The sequence below is a fragment of the Dyella sp. 01N36 genome (genome assembly GCF_056399745.1).
Genome location: NZ_JBFTRY010000232.1, coordinates 1 through 4858 on the forward strand (window position 1 = coordinate 1; position 4858 = coordinate 4858).

At 64.3% G+C, this 4858-nt stretch carries 6 protein-coding genes; 3 read left to right on the plus strand and 3 right to left on the minus strand.

The features are described 5' to 3' along the window. Positions 1 to 577: 577 nt before the first annotated feature. Complete coding sequence (locus tag AC1DMG_RS19860) at positions 578 to 925, minus strand: DUF2069 domain-containing protein (protein ID WP_441605581.1); 348 nt, start codon at positions 923 to 925, stop codon at positions 578 to 580. After that, positions 922 to 1524, minus strand: a complete 603-nt coding sequence (gene wrbA / locus AC1DMG_RS19865) for an NAD(P)H:quinone oxidoreductase (RefSeq protein WP_477180959.1) — start codon at positions 1522 to 1524, stop codon at positions 922 to 924. The genes AC1DMG_RS19860 and wrbA overlap by 4 nt, the downstream gene beginning before the upstream one ends. A gap of 126 nt (positions 1525 to 1650) precedes the next feature. Here wrbA and AC1DMG_RS19870 point away from each other — a divergent pair, with 126 nt between their 5' ends. Genes AC1DMG_RS19870 through AC1DMG_RS19880 form a run of 3 tightly spaced genes read left to right on the plus strand, consistent with a single transcriptional unit; the run spans position 1651 to position 3670 of the window. Next, positions 1651 to 2925 (plus strand): YihY family inner membrane protein, encoded by a 1275-nt coding sequence (locus tag AC1DMG_RS19870; protein WP_477177745.1) that lies wholly within the window; start codon positions 1651 to 1653, stop codon positions 2923 to 2925. Beyond that, positions 2922 to 3401: a TlpA family protein disulfide reductase gene (locus tag AC1DMG_RS19875; protein ID WP_441605578.1), complete on the plus strand. Its 480-nt coding sequence runs from the start codon at positions 2922 to 2924 to the stop codon at positions 3399 to 3401. Before AC1DMG_RS19870 ends, AC1DMG_RS19875 begins: the two co-directional genes overlap by 4 nt. A 2-nt stretch (positions 3402 to 3403) precedes the next feature. Beyond that, positions 3404 to 3670 (plus strand): acylphosphatase, encoded by a 267-nt coding sequence (locus AC1DMG_RS19880; protein WP_441605577.1) that lies wholly within the window; start codon positions 3404 to 3406, stop codon positions 3668 to 3670. Positions 3671 to 3674: 4 nt separating this feature from the next. Here AC1DMG_RS19880 and AC1DMG_RS19885 read toward each other — a convergent pair. Further along, positions 3675 to 4858 (minus strand): putative bifunctional diguanylate cyclase/phosphodiesterase (locus AC1DMG_RS19885; RefSeq protein WP_477180960.1); only part of this gene is annotated, 1184 nt, incomplete at its 5' end.

A 4858-nucleotide genomic window follows, 5' to 3' on the forward strand; every position in this document is an offset into this window, starting at 1 on the left:
CACCCTGTGCGCGACAGCCACGCTGCGGTGTACCGCTCCGTAGGKTTGTCGCGCACAGGGTGCGCTCCCACAGAAGAGCCGACCGGCAAGATTGATYCGCYATCCACGRACCTGCGTCCCCCTTGTAGGAGCGCACTTGTGCGCGACCGCACCACCTGGATGTACCGCTCCGTMGGCTGGTCGCGCACAAGTGCGCTCCTACAAAAAAACACGCCCGGCAATGCCGCGCAACCCGACCGCGCACATGGAGGGCCACAGGTCCGGAAGGCGTGCCATCCGGGGTGCCGTTTCTTTTGCCTACTTTTCTTCACTCCTGGCATCCTGCCCGCCGCCCTTGGGGCCGGCTTCGCCGTTCGCACGCGCTCCTGCGCATGCGTAGGCAAGCAAAGAAAAGTAACTCGAGCGGCGGCAGCGGCACGAACGCCCGCGGCAGGCGAGCCAGATCGCGCAGCCGCGCCAAGCGGAGACTGGCGAATCGGGGTGACCAGCCATTCGGCTGTGGAAAGGTGCCTCCGGCGTCCGGCGGGACGACAAGCCAAGAAGAGGCAGGCTCAAACGGAAGACAAGGCGCGCGTCCTTACGCCGACCGCCGCCTCTTCACCCCCGCCCCCAACACCCCAATCAACGTCAACGTAAACACGATCTCCAGCCATCCCAGCCAACGCTCCCCAGGCGCACTCCAGGCCTCACTCACGCCATGGCAGAAATAGAACAGGCTGAGAATCCCGACCCACAGCAAGGCACGACGCACGTCGCCAACAGCGAGCAGCGGCAGCAGCAAGGGGATCACCGTGATGGCGAGCACCAGCATCGGCGGCATGCTCTGCGCCGGAAACAGCCAGCCATGCCACACCAACTGGAGCAGCGTGAGCGCAGCCCAGGCGACCAGACCCACGCGATAGTTGGCAGTCAGCGGCGTCGTCATGCAGCCGAGCCCAGGCGCCGCGCCACATCCGCCAGGCGGCGTCCCAGTGCGCGGGCGAGTTCGCGTTCGTGTTCGCTGATGGCGTTGTCGCCCTTGGCGCCGGACACGTGGCTCGCACCGTAGGGCGTACCGCCGCTCTGGGTGGAGGTGAGTGCGGGCTCGGTGTACGGCAGGCCCACCAGCAGCATGCCGTGGTGGAGCAGGGGCAGGGCCATGCTGAGCAAGGTGGATTCCTGGCCGCCATGCATGGTGCTGGTCGCGGTGAAGACGGCGGCGGGCTTGCCGGCGAGCACGCCGCTGGCCCATTCCGCGCCGGTGGAGTCGAGGAAGTACTTCAKCGGYGCGGCCATRTTGCCGAAGCGGGTCGGGCTKCCCAGCGCMAGGCCGGCGCATTCGGCCAGGTCGTCGCGGGTCACGTACGGTGCGCCTTCCTCCGGCTCCGGCGGCTGCGCCAGTTCGGTAACAGGCGCCACCGGCGGCACCTGGCGTAGCCGGGCGCGCATGCCGGGAATCTCCTCCACGCCACGCGCGATCAGTCGCGCGAGCTGGGCGGTGTGGCCGGAGCGGCTGTAGTAGAGGACCAGGATGTCTTGGCTCATGGCGTTGGGCGTGAGTGTCTCGATCGGTTAGTGTAACGGGCGTTCAAGCCCCTGTTGCCGCCTTGTTCACGCACCTGCATGAGCGATCGCGCCACCATAGGGCGTTCGACGTTGAAAGGAGTCACCATGGCCTTGCGTTTCGATCGCGACCGCTTGCGGAGCTTCAGCCGGTTCCTGTGGCAGCGGTTCATCGACGACAAGTGCTTCGAGACCGCCGGCGCACTGTCCTACACCACCCTGGTATCGCTGGTGCCCTTGATCGTGGCATCGCTGGCGATCTTTGCGGCCTTTCCCGCTTTTGCCGACGCACGCAGCACGCTGATCAGTTTCGCCTTCGACAATTTCATGCCGGCCGCCGGCGTACGCGTACAGGAATACCTGGACGGTTTCGCYAACAACGCCAGCCAGCTCACTGGCATCAGCGTGCTGGTGATGTTCTTCAGTGCGTTGTCGATGATGGTCAGCGTCGAAGACCGCATGAACCGCATCTGGCGCGTGCAGCGGCAACGCGGCTGGGTATCGCGCCTGCTGCTCTACTGGGCCGCACTGACACTGGGCCCGATCCTGATCGTCGGCGGCATTGCGGTGGCGTCGTTTGCTACCGCGTTGCCGATGCTCAGCGATGCCGCGAACACGCTCAACCTGAAGGTACGCGTGGTGGCGGTGTTGCCCTTCGTGGTCACCTTCCTCACCCTGATGTTGATCTACATGGTGGTGCCCAACCGCCGCGTGCATTGGCGCAATGCAGCCATTGGCGCCCTGATGGGCGCGATCTTGTTCGAACTGGCGCGCTGGGGTTTCGCGCGCTTCATCCATCACGCGCACACCTATCAACAGGTGTATGGCGTACTGGCGGCGCTGCCGATCTTCCTGCTGTGGATCTACCTCTCGTGGGTGATCGTGATCCTTTGCGCGTCGATTGCGGCGGCCGTGTCTGCTTTCGATTATCTGCCGCCTTCGCAATTTCTTCCCGAACAAGCAGCCTTCCTGGGCCTGCTGGTGGTGCTGGGACATTTCATCGAGGCGCAGCGGGAAGGGCGCAAGATCAATCCCGATACGGTGCGCGCCTGTGAGCCGCGGCTGCATCGCTCGTCCATCGTGAATTATTTCGGCGACCTGCAGCGCGCGAAACTGATCCAGGGCGAAGTGGGCGCCGGCTGGCTGCTCACGCACAGTCTCGACAGCACTGACCTGATGCGCGTATATGCTCATTGCAGCTACCGCGTGCCATTGCATCCGGCCCAGGAAGCGAGCGTGAACGATTTGCGCCTGCCCGCGCACTTACTAGCGTTACTCGATGAGGCGGCGCAATCGCTGGAAGGCGTGCTGCACACCTCATTGCACCATGCTTATCCGCTGGGCCAGACGGCCTCGAATTTATCCAAGGACACATCGCGATGAAGTTGTTGAAAACGCTCGCCGTCATGGGTGGCCTGCTGGCCATGGCGGGGGCGGCGCATGCCGCCATGCCCGAGCAGCCCTCGATCAAGCTGACCACGCTCGACGGCAAGCCGTACGACCTGGCCTCGCAGCGCGGCAAGTGGGTGATCGTCAATTACTGGGCCACCTGGTGCGTGCCGTGCATCAAGGAGATGCCGGACATTTCCAAGTTCGTCAGCGTGCACAAGGACAAGGTCAGCGCCATTGGCCTGGCGTACGACGATAGCGACCCGGCCGACATCAAGGCGTTCATCGCCAAGCATCCGGTGAGCTACCCGGTGGCCCAGGTCACCATGGACAAGCCGCTGAAGGATTTCGATGAGCCGCGCGGCCTGCCCACGACGTGGCTGATCGGTCCGGACGGCAAGGTCGCCAAGCGTTTCGTCGGCACCGTCAACGAAGCCTCGCTGGGCCAGGCCATCAACCTGGGTAAATGACCATGGCGGCCGTGCGCTTCTTCGTCAAAGGTCGGGTGCAGGGCGTGTTCTATCGCGCCAGCACCCGCGAACAGGCGATGGCGCTCGGCTTGTCCGGCTACGCCAGGAATCTGGAGGACGGGCGCGTCGAAGTGGTCGCCATCGGCGCGCCACCGTGCATCGAAAAACTGGAGCGATGGCTGTGGCAAGGCCCGTCCAGTGCGCAGGTCGACGAAGTCATTCGCGAAGCCTGCGAGGAACTGGACATCGAAGGCTTCCGCACGCGCTGATCGCTCATGCGTTGAACGCGGTTGGCGCGACTTCGCTCTCCTGCAGAAACGGGCGCGGCACGGACAGCACGAAGCCCTGCGCAAAATCGATGCCGAGCCGGTGCACGGCCGCGAGCAGTTCCGGCGTGCCGACGCATTCGGCAATCGTCTGCTTGCCGGTGACATGACCGATATTGTTGATCGCCTCGACCATCGCGTGGTCGATCGGGTCGTCGATCATGTCTTTGACAAAGCTGCCCTCGATCTTCACGAAGTCGACGGGGAGATGCTTGAGATAGGTGAACGAGGACATGCCGGCGCCAAAATCATCGAGCGAGAAGTAGCAGCCCAGCGCCCGCATCTCGTGGATGAAGGCGGTGGCGCGCGACAAACTCGAAATGGCGGCCGTTTCGGTGATCTCGAAACAGATCGACGAGGGTGCAATATCGAAGGCGATGAATTGCTGGCGCAGGAACACGGCAAAGCCGTCCTCGCACAGCGAGGTGCCCGAAAGATTGATGGCGCATTGCGATGGAATATCGGGCAGTCCGCGATCCGTGGCATCGCGTAGCGCGGCAAATGCCGACTGCACGACCCAGCGATCGATGGACGGCATCAGGCCGTAGCGCTCGGCCGCGGGAATGAAGGCGCGCGGCGGGATCAGCTGGCCGTCTTCGCCCACCATGCGCAGCAGCAGTTCCACGTGGCGATGCGGGCTATGGCGACGCAGGTCGACGATGTCCTGTGCGTAGAGTCGAAAGCGGTGACTCGCCAACGCGGCCTGGATGCGGCTCACCCAGCACATCTCGGTCTGGCGCACGGCAACTTCGTCGTCGTCCAGATGATAGGTCTGCACGCGGTTGCGGCCTTTCTCCTTGGCCAGATGGCAGGCGGCATCGGCTGCGCCGAGGATGTCTTCGCGGGGCAGGCCCTGGTCGGCGCTCAGGCTGACCAGGCCGATGCTCGCGGTGGTGGCGAAACTGCGCTCACCGAACGCGAAATGCAGATCGCCGATCGCCACCCGCAGGCTCTCCGCCATGTTCAATGCGGCGTCCGCATCGCAGTCTTCCAGCAGCACCACGAACTCGTCGCCGCCCAGTCGCGCCACGGCATCGGTGGCGCGCACGTGGCCGATGAATAGCGCGCCGATCTGGCGCAGCAATTCATCGCCCGCCGCATGACTGCAGGTGTCATTGACCACCTTGAACT

Coding starts and splice junctions, on each gene's coding strand:
- AC1DMG_RS19860 (WP_441605581.1), bottom strand. CDS start 925: ATGACGACGCCGCTGACTGCCAACTATCGCGTGGGTCTGGTCGCCTGG.
- AC1DMG_RS19875 (WP_441605578.1), top strand. CDS start 2,922: ATGAAGTTGTTGAAAACGCTCGCCGTCATGGGTGGCCTGCTGGCCATG.
- AC1DMG_RS19880 (WP_441605577.1), top strand. CDS start 3,404: ATGGCGGCCGTGCGCTTCTTCGTCAAAGGTCGGGTGCAGGGCGTGTTC.